16 protein-coding genes and 1 tRNA gene are annotated in these 18,023 nt (G+C 40.9%); 4 read left to right on the forward strand and 13 right to left on the reverse strand.

The features are described 5' to 3' along the window. Positions 1-134 precede the first annotated feature (134 nt). Positions 135-335, forward strand: a complete 201-nt coding sequence (locus I2D69_RS05595) for a cold shock domain-containing protein (RefSeq protein WP_008705499.1) — start codon at positions 135-137, stop codon at positions 333-335. Positions 336-628: 293 nt separating this feature from the next. Here I2D69_RS05595 and I2D69_RS05600 read toward each other — a convergent pair whose 3' ends face one another. Together I2D69_RS05600 and I2D69_RS20820 are read right to left on the reverse strand one after the other, a co-directional pair. Beyond that, complete coding sequence (locus I2D69_RS05600; protein ID WP_118579046.1) at positions 629-886, reverse strand: hypothetical protein; 258 nt, start codon at positions 884-886, stop codon at positions 629-631. 75 nt (positions 887-961) lie between these two features. Continuing rightward, positions 962-1,108 carry a DUF6783 domain-containing protein gene (locus I2D69_RS20820; RefSeq protein ID WP_308768450.1) on the reverse strand — a complete coding sequence of 49 codons (147 nt, stop codon included), beginning with the start codon at positions 1,106-1,108 and terminating at the stop codon, positions 962-964. On the opposite strand from I2D69_RS20820, the gene I2D69_RS20825 reads away from it, so the two are divergent. Then, complete coding sequence (locus I2D69_RS20825) at positions 1,046-1,198, forward strand: DUF6783 domain-containing protein (protein ID WP_306467798.1); 153 nt, start codon at positions 1,046-1,048, stop codon at positions 1,196-1,198. The genes I2D69_RS20820 and I2D69_RS20825 overlap by 63 nt on opposite strands. On the opposite strand, the gene I2D69_RS05605 is transcribed toward I2D69_RS20825, so the two are convergent. Beyond that, the gene (locus tag I2D69_RS05605; protein WP_173718274.1) at positions 1,182-2,021 is read right to left on the reverse strand and encodes a DegV family protein; all 840 of its coding nucleotides are present in this window, start codon (positions 2,019-2,021) and stop codon (positions 1,182-1,184) included. The genes I2D69_RS20825 and I2D69_RS05605 overlap by 17 nt on opposite strands. Positions 2,022-2,214: 193 nt before the next feature. Between I2D69_RS05605 and I2D69_RS05610 the strand changes: the two genes are divergently transcribed. Beyond that, positions 2,215-2,718, forward strand: coding sequence for a DUF5721 family protein (locus I2D69_RS05610; RefSeq protein WP_173718273.1), 504 nt, complete (start codon positions 2,215-2,217; stop codon positions 2,716-2,718). Between the two features lie 5 nt (positions 2,719-2,723). Here I2D69_RS05610 and I2D69_RS05615 read toward each other — a convergent pair whose 3' ends face one another. From I2D69_RS05615 to I2D69_RS05640, 6 genes are all read right to left on the reverse strand, one after another. After that, positions 2,724-3,113 (reverse strand): sporulation initiation factor Spo0A C-terminal domain-containing protein, encoded by a 390-nt coding sequence (locus I2D69_RS05615; RefSeq protein ID WP_118579052.1) that lies wholly within the window; start codon positions 3,111-3,113, stop codon positions 2,724-2,726. A 267-nt stretch (positions 3,114-3,380) separates the two neighbouring features. After that, a complete protein-coding gene (gene htpG, locus I2D69_RS05620) occupies positions 3,381-5,447 on the reverse strand; it encodes a molecular chaperone HtpG (RefSeq protein ID WP_173718272.1) in 2,067 nt (688 codons plus the stop codon). A gap of 343 nt (positions 5,448-5,790) precedes the next feature. Further along, entirely contained in the window at positions 5,791-8,280 is a 2,490-nt protein-coding gene (locus I2D69_RS19985) for a hypothetical protein (protein ID WP_226837711.1), read from the reverse strand. 504 nt (positions 8,281-8,784) lie between these two features. Then, positions 8,785-9,042: a glyoxalase gene (locus I2D69_RS05630; protein WP_118579061.1), complete on the reverse strand. Its 258-nt coding sequence runs from the start codon at positions 9,040-9,042 to the stop codon at positions 8,785-8,787. 68 nt (positions 9,043-9,110) lie between these two features. Beyond that, a complete protein-coding gene (locus tag I2D69_RS05635) occupies positions 9,111-9,779 on the reverse strand; it encodes an HAD family hydrolase (RefSeq protein WP_118579064.1) in 669 nt (222 codons plus the stop codon). Next, positions 9,776-10,378 carry a Maf family protein gene (locus I2D69_RS05640; protein WP_195379532.1) on the reverse strand — a complete coding sequence of 201 codons (603 nt, stop codon included), beginning with the start codon at positions 10,376-10,378 and terminating at the stop codon, positions 9,776-9,778. The genes I2D69_RS05635 and I2D69_RS05640 overlap by 4 nt, the downstream gene beginning before the upstream one ends. A 152-nt stretch (positions 10,379-10,530) precedes the next feature. Here I2D69_RS05640 and I2D69_RS05645 point away from each other — a divergent pair, with 152 nt between their 5' ends. Then, positions 10,531-10,962 carry a hypothetical protein gene (locus I2D69_RS05645; protein ID WP_148462754.1) on the forward strand — a complete coding sequence of 144 codons (432 nt, stop codon included), beginning with the start codon at positions 10,531-10,533 and terminating at the stop codon, positions 10,960-10,962. A 168-nt stretch (positions 10,963-11,130) separates the two neighbouring features. On the opposite strand, the gene I2D69_RS05650 is transcribed toward I2D69_RS05645, so the two are convergent. From I2D69_RS05650 to I2D69_RS05665, 4 genes are all read right to left on the reverse strand, one after another. Next, positions 11,131-12,798 carry a glutamine--tRNA ligase/YqeY domain fusion protein gene (locus tag I2D69_RS05650; protein ID WP_118579073.1) on the reverse strand — a complete coding sequence of 556 codons (1,668 nt, stop codon included), beginning with the start codon at positions 12,796-12,798 and terminating at the stop codon, positions 11,131-11,133. 255 nt (positions 12,799-13,053) lie between these two features. Continuing rightward, positions 13,054-13,126 (reverse strand) — tRNA-Thr (locus I2D69_RS05655). A gap of 166 nt (positions 13,127-13,292) precedes the next feature. Then, positions 13,293-17,390 (reverse strand): isopeptide-forming domain-containing fimbrial protein, encoded by a 4,098-nt coding sequence (locus I2D69_RS05660; RefSeq protein ID WP_195379533.1) that lies wholly within the window; start codon positions 17,388-17,390, stop codon positions 13,293-13,295. After that, positions 17,387-18,022, reverse strand: a complete 636-nt coding sequence (locus I2D69_RS05665; protein ID WP_148462756.1) for a hypothetical protein — start codon at positions 18,020-18,022, stop codon at positions 17,387-17,389. Before I2D69_RS05665 ends, I2D69_RS05660 begins: the two co-directional genes overlap by 4 nt. Position 18,023 lies beyond the last annotated feature (1 nt).

Below are 18,023 nucleotides of genomic sequence, written 5' to 3' on the forward strand. Positions count from 1 at the left end.
TGTCGAAGATTATTTAATGTAAAATCACTAGTTTTTAGAGATTATATATTTACATGATATAGTCTGTAAAATCTGGTGATTTTTTTCGCCAGAACATCTTTTTAATTTTTTATTTTTTATGGAGGTAACTCAAAATGAACAAGGGCACTGTAAAATGGTTCAACGCTGAAAAAGGTTATGGTTTCATCACAGGAGAAGACGGAGCTGATGTATTCGTACATTTTTCTGCAATCAATGGTGAAGGCTTCAAATCTCTTGAAGAAGGCCAGGCTGTAACATATGACTTAACAGAAGGCGCTCGCGGAATGCAAGCTGCTAACGTTACTAAGTTATAATTGAAGCAACTGAAGCAGAAATTTCCCCTCGGAATCATATCCGAGGGGAATTTTTTATGTAATAAGAAATCTCCTCAGAATTTCCTATTATAAAAAAATCCCTATCTGGCAGGATTACACTGCAGCGGAAGGGTAAATATCGCCCAAGACGCCCCACCGTAGGCGGAGAGTCCTGTAGACAGGATTCTTTTTATTGTTATTATATAAACAAAATGGGGACAGATCCGAAATCCATCCCCATCTTTTTAAGCTACCTCAGGCAGTTTTTTCTTATATTTTCTTATATTTCATACTTATTCCGCCTCTGAATCTGCACTAAGTCCATTCAGATAAGAATCCAGTGCAGAAGTATCCATAACAGTCTCTGTCGTCACAGTCTCCTGACCTTCTGTAACCTTTCCGTAAACAGAATAACCAATCCAGCATACAGCAACCATACACGCAACAAGCGCTGCCAGCTTCTCAATAGTAAGGATCAACTTCTCCTTTTTCATAATTTTCTCACGGTTTGCTTTTTCTGCTTTATAGGCATCTACTTTCTTCTGACTCATAGCCGCACGTCTCCTTTGGGATAAAATATCAACTTAGATGAGTATATCATATTTCCCAACAAAATGGAAGTATGTTCACTTACAGTTCACAAAAAACACCTCGCGAAATGTTATCAGTGAATACGCTCTAGAGCATGTTTGAAAAAGGCTTTCTGCAAGATGTGCGTCATAATTTGTGGGAGATTTTGTCCGGATGAGGGCGCCGTAGCGGGCTACGACAATCGAATTCGGACAAAATATACCGCAAAGTGGGGCGTGCAGATTGCGGGAATGATTTTTCAAACAGGCTCTAGCATCAGACAGCTACAATAATTCCTCCATCATTTGCATACATACTGCTGACACCGGCTGTGTCAAGAACCACAATATCAGCCAGCTTCATCTTCTCCTGGATGGCTTCTTTAAGCATATTTGCTTTCTTCGGGCTGTTGCAGTGGGAAATGGCAAGAATTTTGTTCTCACTGTTTTCTGTCACTTCCACAATTTTATCCACCATTTTCACAAGCGCCTTATTCATGCCTCGTGCCTGATCCAGCTGGCAGATCGTCCCCTCCGGAGTAGATCCCATGATCGGTTTGATCTTAAGGGCTGTTGCCACAAGCGCTTTCACACGGCTGAGGCGGCCATTTTTACGTAAGGTTTCCAGATTCTCCAGCACAAAAAAAGTGTGCTGTTCTTCAATATATTTATTCACAACGCTGACAACATCCTCAAACGGAAGGCCGGCATCTTCGCACTGTGCAATTTTCATTGCAATCAAAGTCTGCCCGATAGAAGCAGAACAGGAATTGAAAACATGAATCTGAACGCCTTTTTTCTCCTCATGAAGAAGACTTGCTCCAAGCACTGCACTGTTATAGGAACCACTGAGTTCAGAGGAAAGAGTAACGCAATATATATGTTCAGCTTCGCAGTCAAATGCCTTTCTGTAGCTCTCAGGCGACGGGCAGGCTGATTTCGGACATTCCGGGCAGGCGGCAACTTTCTGTAAAAAATCTGCCTGGTTAAATGTCTCATCATCTATTATATTCTCACTTCCAACAGTCAGTGTAAGCGGTACGGAAGCAAATCTTTCATCCTGTTTCCACTGCTCCAGAAGTTCTCCACAGCTATCTATCACAATTTTATAACTCAATTATATCGTCCTCTTTTCCGTAATATGTAGTTTTAAATACCACATCTATATTAACACATTACTATGTGTTTGAAAAGAGTTTTTTCTTCCATTTTCCCCCAAATTGCTTTATAATGGTTATTGTTCATCAGCAACTGATTTTCATATATTGATGTCGTCGACAGACGACATGCCCTTTAGAAAGGAGGTCCCTATGCTCGCTTTAAAAATCACTGACCAGAAGAATTTTACCAATAAGCTTTTTCTTGGAGATACCTTCGATCTCTTCTGGCTAAACCAGGCAGAGATCATTACCAGCAATGTTTTTTCCATTGACGGCAAACTCCAAACTGATTTTTTCGATAATGATGAGCAGGAATTTTTAGCTTCCAGCCACCGTACATTCTCTCTCTGGAAAGAAGTAAAACCATTTTGTTATTCTGTTATCCGTGGAAAAAAAGCGCCTCTTTCTTTCAAAATCGTGCTTCAGTTTTCTCCGAACAAGACCGCTGCATTATTGCAGAGTTCTGCATTTTCACTTTCTCCCGAACTGATAACAGGTCTGTATTTGAATCTCCAATATAAGAATAAGACCTTGTTTTGTATTACCGGAACATCTATGAAAACCTTTCTTCCCGGTAAAGAACTGGACCACCTTTGGGAGCAATATGTGATGGATTTTTTTCATCGCAGCGGATTATCCGTAGAAGAAGTTTAATCCTGTCAGAATAGGTTCTCCATTATTTTTCCAACAGAGCCATTCTGGCATTCCACGTCTGGAACCTTGCTTTCTTTTTCATCTCCCAGATAAAAGGCGATCATATCTACAAATTCACTGTTGGTAGGTCTGTATTCCAGAGGATATCCGGCAATCTCTTCCAATCTTTCCCGATGATTTTCCCAACATACATTTACAATTGTACGAATATCATGCTCAATATTAGATGGCTTGGATTTAAATTTCTTTGCAAGCTTTGGATAAATATCTTTTGTGATCTTCATTGGTCTTTCCTGAAATTCCATTGTCATGCGTATGGCTTCCGCCACAAAATAGTATCCTTTATATTTCGATGTCGCACCAAGTTTGCGTATCGTGCCGTATACCTCTCTCATTTTTTGTCCCTCCCACAATAAGTTATACTTCTGATTCTGCATCTGCAGTCAGCCCTTGATTTGCCTCTACATATAATACGAGTTAAATTTGCCTTTTTTAGCATTTCGAGACAAAAATTAAGAGAATTGTAATATTTTTTAGGAATTTCGAGATAAAATCTATAAAAAACCGAATAACAGGATAAACTTTTCCAATTTTTTCATATAAAAAGGACAGGCGTCCTAAATGCAATACTCATTTAAACGTCTGTCCCTTTTTGTCATAACTTATTTTGTCAGCATAAGCAGAATTTCATTGCTTCTCTGAACAAATCTGGTCATCTCTTCCGGTGAAAGCTGTTTATGGCTCAGCATAGCAAGATCATACAGTTCCTCGCAAATAACCGGGGTCTTCTCAGAATCCTTGTTATCTGCTACAAACTGAACCAGCGGATGTTTCGCATTCAGAACCAGAGTTTCCTGACCGCCAAACATAGATGGATCCATGCCGTACATATTGTACATCTTCATCATATCCTGCATACGGCGGCTTTCTTCAGAAAGGGTCATCATAGCAGCAACTTTTTCATTTTTCAGATTCTCAACCTTCACTTCCAGTTTGTCATTCTTCAATGCTCCTCTGAATACTTCTGTAAGAGTCTTGGAAGTTTCCTCGTCAGCAGCTTCCTCTCCACGCAGTTCTTCTGTAAGATCTGCATCAATTCTTTTAAACTGGATAGTCTGATCCTTCTGCTCCAGATGGGAAATAAAAGCGCTGTCAATATTGTGTTTCAGAATAACAGCATCCTTCTTTGCCTCACGGAACATGTTAATATACTGACTCTGCTGAACCTCATCTGTTACATAGAAGATAGTAGTCTTCTCAGGCTCTTTCTCGTCTTTCGCGCCGTCCTCTTTCTTCTCTTCTGTGGATTCAACAGTCTCTTCTGTCTTAGTCTCAGCTTCTGGTTTCCTGTTCTCTTCGATGCAATCTTTCAGAGTCAGATATTTGCCATCAATGTTCTTGAAGAGGATATAATCATTCATCTTATCTGAGAACTTACTGTCCTTAATGCAGCCATATTTGATAAATGGACTGATATCATCCCAGTATTTCTCGTAGGACTCACGGTCTGTTTTACACATTCCGGTAAGCTTGTCCGCTACTTTCTTTGTAATATACTCGGAAATCTTCTTCACGAAGCCATCGTTCTGCAGTGCGGATCTGGATACATTCAGTGGAAGATCCGGACAATCAATTACACCTTTCAGAAGAAGCAGAAATTCTGGAATTACTTCCTTGATGTTATCTGCGATAAATACCTGGTTATTGTACAGTTTGATCGTACCTTCAATGGAATCATATTCTGTATTGATCTTCGGGAAGTACAGAATACCTTTCAGGTTAAACGGATAGTCCATGTTCAAATGAATCCAGAACAAAGGCTCCTTATAATCCATAAAGACTTTACGGTAAAACTCTTTATATTCCTCATCTGTACAACTGTTTGGATGTTTCATCCACAATGGCTCCGGATCACTTAAAGATACCGGACGTTTGTTGATTTTTACTTTATCTTTCGCAGGAGATACTTCTACGACTTCTTTCTCACCTTTGTCGTTCTCTTTCTCCTCAGTCTTGGCCTCCTCGTGGATACGCTCTACAATTACATCATCATCACGAAGCTCAGCCTCATCAATGGTCTCATACTCCTGCGGTGCATTTTCCTTAGACAGATAGATATTTACCGGCATGAAAGAACAATATTTCTCAATAATCTCTCTCATACGATATTCGTTGGAAAACTCTGTACTCTCATCATTTAAAAACAGAGTAATTTCAGTACCAACTGTAGTCTTATTGCCTTCCTGCATATCATACTCTGTACCACCATCACAGGTCCAATGTACTGGAGCAGCGCCCTCTTTATAAGAAAGAGTATCAATATGAACTTCATCTGCTACCATAAATGCTGAATAAAAGCCAAGTCCAAAATGACCGATGATCTGATCATCCGTGGTCTTATCTTTATATTTGGAAAGAAACTCAGTAGCTCCTGAAAAAGCAATCTGTGTAATATACTCTTCCACTTCATCGGCCGTCATACCAAGACCTGTATCAATAAACTTCAAAGTCTTCTCTTCCGGATTCACAATAACTTGTACTTCAGCTTTGTAATCATCCGGAAGTGTGTATTCACCCATAACATCAAGTTTCTTAAGCTTCGTAATTGCATCACAACCATTGGAGATTAACTCTCTTGCAAAAATGTCGTGATCAGAATATAACCATTTCTTTATAATTGGAAAAATATTTTCACTGTTAATTGATAAACTACCATGCTTCTCAGCCATGCAGCTCACTCTCCTTTGTCTTCTTAATTATACAAACTATAGTAATACCAAACTGACTAAAAGTCAAGGAAAATTTAGCACTCATTTTAATTGAGTGCTAGTAATATTACTGTTCACTGGTAACATTCCGCGAGGTGTTTTTTGTGAACAAAGTTCAAAGAAAACCCGAGAATCTCAGCGCGAAATCATGCGAATGCATGATTTCTGTGCATCGCGAAGCGTGTTACTGGTCACGGAGTGAACAGTAACCTAGTAATTATTATTAAAAGAAGGGAGACCATTTCTGGTCTCCCTCATTCGTTCTGCTCTCATTCACAATTACTGTTTATTTGAGAATCCACTATTATTTTTTCTTATTGCGGTAAACAAGAATTCCTGCAATTAAGACAATCGCAACAATCAGAATAATTACAAATGGGAGGATTGGAGTATTATCCCCGGTCTTTACTGCATTCTTCTGATTTGCATCTGTTTTGTCTGCAGCCGGTGTCAGAGTCTGATTCGGTGCAGCATTTACAGTGAAATTAACCTGCTTGGTATCCTGTGTTCCAGTGTTTACCCAGTTGCTTCCATCAAACTGCTGCTGATTATATGTGACAGTCAAAGTATAATTTCCATTCTTGCCCATGCGGAAAGTTGCAGAATATGGTGCGCCGTCCCAGCTTCTTGCCTCAAGAACCTCCCAGTTCAGCGGCTGATATCTTACATCTCCCTTAATCGGATTTTCAATATCCATACCTGCGCCAACTGCAGTGAAAGTAATCTTGGTCTCTGTAGTATAGTTTCCATCGGAGCTGATTCCTGTGATACTGTTATTCCCTGCATCAGATACAATCGGTCCACGGCTTACAGTGACATTAACAGATACTACAAGGCTCAGGTTATCCGGATTGGTAACACCGTCTGGAAGAGCAGCAGTACCTTTCACAGAGAACTTCTGTGCTTCTGTACTGTTCTGATTATATGCACTGCCCTTTACATCCCATTTTACAGAGGCATTCATATCGCCCTTGTTTGTAGTAATCTTAACAGTAGATGGAAGCTGCAGTCCAGCTGCTGACTTCTCAACCCCGTTTGCCAGACTGATATCAGATACTTTGCCTACAGCTGTAAGCTTGGCAGTAGCTTCTGTTACTGTAAAGCTTACTGGAATATTCAGGTAATCTGTCTGATCTGTCTTAATGGAAACAGTCTGTGTATAGGTTCCTGCTGCCAATCCAACTGCCGGTGCAACAGTAAAGGATACAGACTGGTTTGCATTTGCCTCTAATTCTGAAGCAGACGGAGCACTTACTGTAAATTCGTTTCCGCTTACACTTACAGCAATACCGGTTAATTTCACATTTCCAGTATTGGATACATTGATTGTAACTGCCGCCGGTGCTTCTTTGTAACCAGCTTCTTTACTGTCGAATTTCACTTCGGAAATGTCGGTAGTAAATGAAGGAGCTGGAGTAATCTCCGGAGTCACTTCCGGGGTGACTTCTGGTGTTACTTCCGGAGTTACCTCTGGGGTGACTTCTGGTGTCACTTCTGGAGTTACCTCTGGGGTGACTTCTGGAGTGACTTCTGGTGTCACTTCTGGAGTTACCTCTGGGGTGACTTCTGGTGTCACTTCTGGAGTTACCTCTGGTGTCACTTCCGGGGTGGTTTCCGGTGTAGCTGGTTTCTCTGCTGGCTGCTGATCTGTATTCGTATCATCCTGCTTCTGCTCAGCTATTGTAAGCTTTGCAATGAAGGAAACCTTTACACCTTCCTCTGTTTCATAAGTGATCGTATCACTATATTCTCCAACAGCTGTACCTTCTCTTGGCATAACCCATGCATCAACTGATTCTCCAGCCTCAAGAGAACCCAGATCCTTCACCATAAAATGTTCCGGACTGATTTCTTTGAAATTAAGAGTGCTGTTGCCAGTATTCTTAACAGTTACAGTCTTAGTCATAGAAGAATTCGCATTTTCCTGTGTGAAACCTGCATTTACGGTTCCAAAATCAAGTACTGCAGTACCATCTTCTGCAGTATTTTCTGCAACAATTTCTGCTGTATACACAGGTTCCTGCTGGGCAGGGGATTCAGCTGATGCTCCCTGATTTGCAGCCTCAGCCTGTCCATTTTCAGGAACTTCCAGATAGTCTTCTGTTCCAATGTTAATCACACTGTCATCTGTAGTGATCTCAGACTGGGAATTGTCAGCAGAATTCTCTGTGTCCTGTCCATCTGCCGGCTGCATAACATCAGCGGAAGAATCAGTTGGTTCATCAGCACCAATGTCAATTACTTCCTCGGTTTGTGTATCTTCTGCTACATCCTGAGCCGGCTGTGTGTTCTCATCTGTCTGGGAACCTTCCGCAGGTGTATCCTCTGCTGCGATCTCCTGAGCAGGGGTTTCCTCTGCCGGTGCAGCCTCCTGCTCTCCCTCTGGAAGCTCTGTTGTCTCTTCCGGAGCTTCTTCCGGTGTAGCCACAATTTCAACTGTATTTACTTTCAGTTCTCCGGTTATGCCCATTTCGGCCTTTCCGGTAATTTTCAGCTCGATCTTATTTCCAAGATCTTCATCAACAAGCTTATAGGTCTTCTCAGTGCCTACTTCAGTAAGCTGATCTCCAACTTTTCTTGACCAGCTGAACGTTACATAATCGTCTGTAAGTCCTTCCGGTGTAACCTTTTCATAATCGGCGCTAAGCTCAGAGCCTACAGCTGCAGTTCCCTTAATCTTAAGCTGACCTCCAAGTTCTCCCTCTGGTGCTGCTGCCGCAAATACCAGAGACGGAAGCAATGAAAGCATCATAAGAAAAGTCATGACCATTGCTATAATTTTCCTAGGTCTCATATGCCATCCTCCTTTACATTCCCCTTTTAGGCTGACCTGTAACATTATTGTAACATATTTTAAACATTTTCACAAGCACTTTTATTTTATTGTAATTCTTACAGTGCATGTGACAGTGCTACTGTTCGCTCCGCGCACCGCAACCACTTCGCGCTGCACAGGAATCATGCATCCGCATGATTCCGCGCCCAGATTCTCGGGTTTTCTGTGAAATTTGTTTACAAAAAACACCTCGCGGAACATTGCCAGTGAACCATAACGCGATAGTTGCTGGTCACTTCTTTCTCCGGAAAACATCTTATGGGATGTATCTTCTCTTCTGAACAGTAACACATTATGTTCTCTTGTTTAGTGTCATTATAGCAACCTGATTTTATACTTATGTAATATGAATTTATCCGATAACTGTTCGGAATTCCAACCGGACATACTGCCTTTTCGCCAGTTTCATCACCTTATGTGAAAGTCAGTTACTCTGCAGCTGCAAACCTCTGCTTCAAAAGATCATCCCTCCACAATCAGATATTTTCCATCTGGAAGGGCAAATACTTCACTTGCTTCTTCTAATTCTTCATTACTCATGCCATCCACATCTGCACCCATTCCAGACAGATATTTTCGCACTTCGTCAATAGAATCTGCAACTACAGCCATGCAATCCTCCAGGAATTCCTCTGCTTCTTCGTAAGTTTCTGCAACCGGTTCATCAAAAAGCTGCTCCTGTTTTTCCAAAAATGTCTGAATACACTCCTCTGTATACATTTTTCCGACCTCCTGTTTTATAATAAAAGTTATAACTGTTTAGAGCATGCTGAATAATTATCAAAATTTTACTCTTCGCATTTTTCCTCATATAAATCAAGAATATCCTCTGGAGAATCCACAAGATAGTCCGCTCCATTTTTCAGCAGTTCTTCTTTTTCCCTGTATCCCCACAGAACACCTACCGTGTACATCCCGGCTGCTTTTCCAGTTTGCATGTCTGTTCCGGAGTCTCCCAGATACATACACTCTTCTGGCTTAATTCCAAACTGCTCCGCGATTTTAAGCGGACCATCCGGTGCTGGTTTCTTTCTTACAGAATCACTCTGTCCCATAACTGCATCAAAAATCTGAGACCCAAACATTCTTTCTACCACTTTCACGGCTGCTTCATGTGGTTTATTTGAGCACACCCCCAGCTTCACGCCTCTTTTTTTCAACTCTTTTAAGGTTTCCGGCATTCCCGGATAATGCTGTATTTTGTAAAATGGGTCTTTATCAAATTCTTTTCTATATAACGCTCTTGCTTCCTCATAGTGCAGCAATTCCGGATCTCCTGCATCGACCAGAAGTCTTTTCACCAGCATGTCAGCACCGTTTCCGCAATAGTATCTGTAATTTTCTATAGGCATTGGTTTCAAACCGTATTTTCTTACAACTTCATTTCCTACAACAGCCATTGAATCCAATGTGTAGGCTAAAGTTCCGTCCAGATCAAAAATACATGCTTTTATCATTTTCTCATTCCCCTTATATTGATTTTCATTTTCTTAAGTTCATAAATCAGTCTTCCTACAGGAAGCCCAACCACATTATTGTAGTCTCCGCAGATTCCTTTTACGTAAATTCCAAATTTCCCCTGGATTCCATAGCTTCCTGCTTTATCCATAGGCTCCCCTGTTTTTATATATTCCAGAAGCTCTTCTCTTGAAACAGGATAAAATTCAACATCGGTCCTTTCACTGAAAGTATAAGGCTTCCAGATACCCTGTTCTTTTACAAGAAGAGTTACACCGGTATAGACCTGATGGGATTTCCCCTGAAGTTTTAACAATGTATCTAATGCATCTTCTTCATCTGACGGCTTTCCAAGAATCTTTCCTTCAAATGCAACTACGGTATCCGCACCAATGATCAGACAAGGTTCACTTTCATTTTCAAGTCTGTCTGCAACCGATATTGCTTTATCCTGCGAAAGCTTTTCCACCGTTTCCGCTGGATCTGTCAGGTTGGTGTTCTCTTCCCCATTGCTTACAACCACAGAAAAAACCACACCGGTTCTTGCAAGCAGTTCCTTTCTTCGTGGGGACCCAGAAGCTAAAACAATTTTCTCCATAATCTCTCCTTTTCTGTCTTAACAGTATAACCCTCCATTTATATGGGTGCAACGATTTTTTTCTTTTCTTTTTGCGTAAAAAGTATTACAATATAGACAACTCCATTAAGCTTTGTTTAGACAGATGGAAAATACCGAAAGGAGCAGACAATATGGCTAAGATTAACAAATATTGGGGAATGGTTGCACTCGGAGCAGCAACAGCAGCAGTAGCCGGTGCCGTAGCAGCAGCTTTTGCCAAAAGACATGCTTTGGAAGAGGCAGCTGACCTTGAAGATGATTTTGAAGATGAGCAGGAAGATGACGAGCAGCCTGAAGCAAAGGATGTCCACGAAGATTTCGTAACCTGGGAAGCTACTTCCGAAGATGAAAAAGATGATGAAACCGAAGGCTCTGAGGAGCCTGATTCACAAGAAAGTTCAGAGGATACAGAAGAGGATTCTGCTGAAAATGCAGAAGAGCAGGATAATGCTATAGCCGATGCTCTTGAAAAAGCAGCGAAAGATGAAGATAAATTCGAGGAAGAACTTGCTGAAGCTGAGAAAGAGCAGGACGAAGAAGAAGCTTCTATCCACATTGATTAATTGCAGGTAAATTCATAATTATTCCACATTTTACAAATAGTGACAATCAGGCTTGCCACTTTCGTTGACAGTATTTAGATTTCACTTTGCAAGAAGAAGTTCCAACAGAATTTTCTATTGCAAAAACCCCCACGGCAATTTGAATATAATTTTCCGTGGGGGTTTCTTTTACGCTTTTGGAAGTTTAAATGAACTCTTAAGAGAAACAATACGGTTAAATACCGGTGCCCCTTCTTTGGAATCATGAATGTCTGCACAATAAAAGCCATTTCTTACAAACTGGTAACTATCCAGTCCTTTGGCTTTCAGAAGCTCTGGTTCAACATAAGCAGACATCTCTATAAGAGAATTCGGGTTCAGATTCAGTTCTCCTGTCTCTTTATCATAAACACCCTTTTCCTCATCTACGATATTCTCATAAAGACGTACCGGAACCTTACCTGCATTTGACGCTTCAACCCAGTGAATGGTTCCTTTTACTTTACGTCCGTCAGGTGCATTTCCGCCCTTTGTTTCCGGATCATAAGTACAATGTACAGCAGTAACTGTTCCATCATCCAATGCCTCGAAACCTGTGCATGTAACAAAATATGCATTCATAAGACGAACTTCCGTACCAAGGAAAAGTCGTTTGTATTTCTTTGGAGGATCGATCATAAAGTCTTCTCTTTCAATATAAAGTTCCTTTCCAAATGGAACCTTTCTGCTACCAAGGGCTTCATTTTCCATATTGTTCGGAGCATCCAGATATTCCACCTGTCCTTCCGGATAATTGTCAATGATCAGTTTGATCGGATCAAGGACTGCCATATAGCGAGGAGCCTTTAATTTCAGATCCTCACGGATACAGTACTCGAGCATTGCATAGTCTACTGAACTGTCAGCTTTGGATACACCACAAAGTTCCACAAACTTCTGAATAGATTCAGGTGTGTAACCACGGCGACGTAAACCGGAAATAGATACCAGTCTTGGATCATCCCATCCGTCAACAATTCCATTCTCTACCAGCTTCTTAATATAACGCTTACCTGTTACTACATTCGTCAGATACAGCTTTGCAAACTCAATCTGCTTCGGAGGATGTGGATATTCCAGTTCTCTTACAACCCAGTCATATAATGGTCTGTGATCTTCAAATTCCAGAGTACAAATGGAATGTGTAATTCCCTCAATTGCATCCTCAATAGGATGAGCAAAATCATACATCGGGTAAATACACCAGGTATCTCCTGTTCTGTGATGGCTTACATGAGCTACACGATAGATAACCGGATCTCGCATGTTCATGTTTGGAGAAGCCATGTCAATCTTTGCTCTCAGAACTTTCTCACCATCAGCATATTTGCCTTCTTTCATCTCTTCAAAAAGCTGAAGATTCTCTTCTACAGTTCTGTTGCGATACGGACTCTCTTTGCCAGGCTCCTTTAAAGTTCCACGATATTCTCTGATCTGGTCCGCAGTTAAATCGCAGACATATGCCTTACCCTTTTTAATCAATTTTACTGCAGCTTCATACATCTGTCCGAAATAATCGGAAGCGAAGAACAGTCTGTCCTCCCAGTCAGCTCCCAGCCATTTGATATCGGCTTTAATGGACTCAACAAACTCAGATTTCTCCTTAGTCGGATTGGTATCATCAAAACGCATGTTGAATTTACCATTGTACTCTTTCGCCAGTCCGGCATTTAAAAGAATGGATTTGGCATGTCCTATATGAAGATAACCGTTTGGCTCTGGCGGAAAACGTGTATGAACGGTGTCATAAACTCCTTCTGCCAGGTCTTTATCAATGATATTCTCAATAAAATTTTTGGAAACCTTTTCGTTCTCCATGGTTCTCCCTCCTGATATCAACTCTTTTATAGCATAAATTCCAATATCTGTCAGAGCATGTTAAAAAATTTTCTTCAATATGTGTATCGGGAATAATTTCTCAAACATATTCTGTTCTTTGATGATTTATCTTATCATAAATAGGTGCATTTTAAAAGTTTTTCTTACAAAAATATTGATTTTTATCCCTATCTATGAGAATATATTAATTTATGCCACAAAAAAATCCCTGATATATAATCAGGGATTAAAAAGAGCTGATGACGGGAATCGAACCCGTGACCTCCGCCTTACCAAGGCGACGCTCTACCGACTGAGCCACATCAGCACTCTCATGTCCGGCATTTCTGCCGCTCACAGTTGATTATATTACCAGAAGGTTATCTTATTGTCAACACCTATTTTCAAATTTTTTCAAAAAATATAAAATAATTAAAATTCTTTGCTGCAGCACCTGCCGCTGCAACCTGGCAGGTACTGCTATACTGCATTTTTCATTTTTCAGGAATGACAATATTCCGCACATAATCTGTATCTGTCAGTAAGCCATCTCCGCTTTTCTTGTTTGTAAAGGAAGCGGTCCCATTCTGATTTCCGGACAGATCAAACTGAACAGCATTTCCCTTTACAGTTCCATTTACTACCTGGTCAATTTTCTCCAGTTTATACCGCATAACTTTACTCTCTTGAACCTGGTATTTCCCTGCCGGAAGTGCGAATACAGCCCTTTTGCTTACATCTGCCCGGGTGTCTGTGTTTTCTTTTGTAAATTCCACAGTTTTAGAGTAAATACGTTCTTCTCCATCCAGATCTGTTCCTTTCACCGTGAATGTAAAGGCCGGATTTCCCTGTCCCCAGACAATTTCATCTCCATGAAGAATTTTGTTTATTGTAAGAGTCACCATCTTCACATCTGTCATCTGGAACTTCTGAACTCCAGATGTACTTTTTACCGTACAAATCACCGGTTTTCCTTTTTTGTAACCGGAAGGAGCTGTTATTTCTGTAAGTACATATTCTCCGGCTGGCAGTTTATTAATCCTATGAGCAGTTTTCCCGGACGTCCAGGTGTCGATCACTTTTCCGCTTTTATCCGTCAACTGCATAACAGCTCCTGCAACAGCTTCACCTGTCACCTTATCCGTCTTTAAAAATTCCGCTTTTATATAACGATTTTCAATTACCATTGTATAACCTTGCTCATTCTTTACCAATCCATTTGCATCCACAGTAAATTTATAAACTGTGTTATCTAAAACATATCCGGCAGGTACTGCTGTCTCCTGTATACAATATGTTGCAGGTGACAGCCCTTCCAATTTTATTAATCCGTTTTTGTTTGTTGTGTATGTTGTTCCCGCCGAATCTGCATTTGCACTGCTTTCCCATAAACGGAATTTTACACCTTCAATAGGAGGACGATTTCCTCCTGCTTCTTCCGTTTCTGTTACTTTTTTGATGTACAGATGCATTTTCTGATTTCTGACAAGGATCGCTTTTTCAGGCTCTGTTTTGCTTAAATTCGCCTCAAATACCTGCCGGCTGATTGCATATCCCTCCGGTGGTCTTACCTCACTTACCTTATATTTTCCAAGATAAATATCTTTTGAAATGGCTGTTCCATTTCTATCCGTTACTATAGTATCTGCTACAGTCCCAGCTCTCAGCAAAATATTTCCAGAAGCAGAACGGATGTCCTCCAAAGCTGTGATCTGAAATTTTCCATTCTGCAGTGCCTTTCCTGTCTCATCCACTTTTCTTATAGTAATATGACCTTTTGGAACTTTTTCCTTTACAATCACCCTGGTCTTTTCTGTATTTTTTGATGTGGAAGAAGGTTCTCCTCCGATCCAGTTAAAAGTACTTGTAGCAATATTGTATATATGGGCTTCCAGTACATCCGGATTTTGATTTGCTACATAGTACTGCTGTAAGTTACTGTTACTCTTCAATCCAACAGTAAGTAAAAGACGCACGGATTTTCCATAACAGCGCTCTGGCAATTCTGCCACAGAAGACAAGGTAATCGAATTTCCAGCAACATTCAGACTCCAATCTCCGCGTACACTGTCAGAAGCGCCAAATGAAGCTTCTACTGTCTGATCAAGATATATCTGAACCCCTTTCAGTTCAAAACAGTCTGCCAAAGTATCCTGGATTTTAAATTTGGAAATTTTCCATTCTCTTTTATTGGAAGGAATTTCCTGAACAATTTCAAACACACTTTCAAAATCTCTGCCATTATACTCTGCAGTAACTATTCTCTGATTTTCCCTTAGAATCCATTTTTGAGGATTCTTTGGTTCGGTTCTGTTTACGCTTGCCCTATCTGCAACATTGTTCGAGGTAATTGTTACAGCCTGCGAGTCTCCTTTATGCTGTGTCGTAACAGTAAAATGATTGCTGGTCACATAAGAAGCTACAGTTCCGTTATAAGTACAGGAAATCTCTCCTGGTACCATTCTGGCGTTAAAAATCACATCATAGGATTTCCCATAAAATCCTCTGTCACCAAGAGCAGCTTCTGTTGCCTTTAAGGTAATGTTCTTTCCATTTACAGATATCTGGAACCGTCCATCCACTCTGTTCTGCCCGTTTTCATAAACCTCCGCTGTTGCAGCTGTCAATTCTGCTCCCGCAGGCAATGTATCTGCAATTTCCATTCTGGTCATATACCCGCCAAATTCATTATCCGGCACATTTATATTCAGTTTATATTTATACTCACTGTCCGGACCTGGAAGAAGAAGGTCTTCTCTCCATACCCCATCCTGCAAATTGGCAGTATACTTCTTTACAGAAGCATTCACTACTTTGTTTTTATATCTTGTACAATCTGTAGTCACTTCATCTGACCAGGAAGTTCCTGCGAGCCCATTTATATGCTGACAGGTAATCGAAGCCTTATTTTTTACCTCATAACGGTAACTGTCACCACTGTAAACCGGTGTTATTTCAGTAGGATCCATTCTCACTTTTATCTGAAACTCATATGTTTTTCCATAAAAGTCCGCCTGTGACAATGCTGCCTGTGTAGCCTGAAAATTTATCACATCCCCATCTGTAGAAATACTAAACCATGAGGTTACATCATTCTCTGAAGGCAGCATCTTTACAGCTGCGTAACCAGCGAAATCGACTCCTGCCGGCAGGGTATCACTGACTTCGCAAGAGCTGTAATAATACGCTGAATGCTCTTCCGGGATATCTGTCTGCAAGGTATAATAAAATTCCGAGGTACTGTCAGACAAGGTGTTTGACGTTCCCTGGGAAGCCAGTGTATTTCCAGTCTTTTTTACAAGGCCAGGATACTCTACCGGACCATAGCCTTTCGCATCCCAGTTAAGTCCGGCAGACGTTTTACAGGTTCCAGTCTGTACATCAGCAAATACACTTTTGATCCTGCTTGCTGTTTCAATAGAATAAGCTCCGCAACCAGGCCGCAGAATTGCCAGATAGAAGCCGGATGAATTGTCCAGCTCATAAACAACTGTATTTTGCGGAATCTCTCCGTCAACGGCAGGTGCCGGTGCGGTAAGAACTTCAAAGTTTTTGGAAAATAAAGTTTTCTTCACTACATTTACTACAGAATCAGTTGTCGCATACCGGTGTCCTATAGAACCATTCTGAAGATTGATTCCAAATCTCTGGTACAAATCAATATCCAGCCATCGAAAACGATAGTTGCCTGCAACCGGAATATCTGTACCGCTTTTTACAATATCAATTTTGATTTCCTGTGCAGAGAGCTCATCCTTAAAGCTGATCCACAATTCATTTGAATTGCTGACACCAAACATAGGATAAATTCCCGTTATTTTATTTCCCTTGTAATCGTAGGTATAATCCTGATAATTATTACAGGTAAGAAGAAGGTCTACCTTCGTATTTGCTTCTTTATTGTATCCTACATGTGTAACACGAAAACCAAATTTTCCTTTTGCATTGTTATTAAGTGGAACAAAATACGGTCCCTCTACCATTGCTCCCTGCTTCATTCCTGAAATAACGTCATTTCCTGCATTGTTCCATGAATAAACCTGGGTATCCGCATTCCAGCCAAGTCTTGTATATTTGCTGCTGAAAAGCGTACTTCCATTTGCAACAGCGGTAAAACCGCCCTTTCCTTCTCTTACAGGAGTTCCTTCCTGTGCATAATTTTCCGGAGCAACATATGCATCAATCAAGTCATCTGTGCTGCCATCTTCAAGCACTTCCAGACCATCTTGAAAAAACATGGAATCCTCTCCTGAAGTTTCCATTTCCTCCAAAGAAGACAAAAATTCTCCATCCTCATTTGCAATCAGTCCACTCTGAAAAAATTTCTCCTCTTCTGAAACATTCCTGTCGGCTTCTGTACTGTCTGTTTCTGTACTATCTGTTTCTGCCCCATCCATTTCATCATGAGCAGGATTTTCTTCACATTCAGCTTCTTCAGGCGCTGTATTGTCTTGCATTACTTCCTGCGCTTCCGTTTCAGTTGACACCTTCTCATCTTCCTGTGCCCTTACTGCCCAGCCAGGATAGGAGAACGCTACAGGCACAGCCAGAGCCGCGGCCAATATAGTTTTTTTCAGATTTCTTTTTCTCATCCCCTCGCCTCCTTCTGGTCAATATCAGCCTGTTTCAAATATTCCTGATAGATTTCTTTCATGGTTTTGCTTCCATCCTGTTCCTGAATAACGCTGGCAATCACAGGTACATCATAGCTTACACTTGCATCCAATTCCCCCTCTAAATAGGAAACAGCAGCAAGTTTTCGAAATAGCGGTGTAGTGGATTCTCCTGGGTTTAAAACACTTTTATAGCCGTAAATATATTTTTTGTTTCCTGAGGTTTTCTCCTGATAAAGAAGAGTCCACTTCGTCTCGTCTGCCTGAAATGTAAACAATTCTCTGTTTTCTCTTATTGTTTTTCTGCCTGTACTGCCATCCAGAACAGCTATACTTCTCATAGGAACATTTACCTCCAGAAAAACATTTGCACTGTTTTCCCCTATATTTTTTACAACCGGATCTTTTTCCAGGATCTGACCGGGATAAACCTTTGACGCTTTTTGCGTATCCCAGTGGGCTTCTGTAAGCTGCGCCTTTACAGATCCTGCCGTAAAAACATTCTTTACTTCGCCGGCAGATTTGCTTAAATACGCAGCTGTTCCCCCGGCAAAAGACATAGTTCCGACAAGCAGCCCCATAACTGCCAAAAAGCTTCTTTTTTTCCTCAAC

The organism is Ruminococcus sp. D54t1_190329_F1, from assembly GCF_015551645.1.
Taxonomy (GTDB): domain Bacteria; phylum Bacillota; class Clostridia; order Lachnospirales; family Lachnospiraceae; genus Blautia_A; species Blautia_A faecis.